This window comes from Vibrio sp. 10N.222.55.C6, from assembly GCF_041473395.1.
GTDB classification, from domain to species: Bacteria; Pseudomonadota; Gammaproteobacteria; order Enterobacterales; family Vibrionaceae; genus Vibrio; species Vibrio crassostreae_C.
Map to the genome: position 1 here is coordinate 1 of NZ_JBFRSD010000615.1, position 330 is coordinate 330.

The 330-nt window shown below is 37.9% G+C and carries 1 protein-coding gene; it reads right to left on the bottom strand.

Annotated features, from left to right (window positions below; all coding sequences use genetic code 11):
• The coding region (locus AB4486_RS25335) for a hypothetical protein (RefSeq protein ID WP_372119481.1) at positions 1–290 on the bottom strand (290 nt) is incomplete at its 3' end.
• Positions 291–330: the final 40 nt, after the last annotated feature.

Genomic DNA, 330 nt, shown 5'->3' on the forward strand with positions numbered 1-330 from the left:
CCATTGTATTCGCGAGAATTGGTATCAACGCTAATGATGTAATCGTATCCATTCAGTAACATTGTATCGACATCAAATGCTGCGAACTCACTATGTCCTTGAACACTGCTTAAAACTTTCGGCTTGCCTGAAGCCCTTTCATAACTGCGCTCAACACGAATCGTACTAGGATCTGCTTCAGGAATTATTAAGCCGTCTCGTAAAGGCTCATACGTAAACGAAATCTTATTTACATTTTTATTCACTTGAAACGTAACTTTTTCGTCTCGTGTTTTCTTTTCAGTGCTCAATTACTAATTTCTCCGTTAATGCATAACAGCTATATTAGAC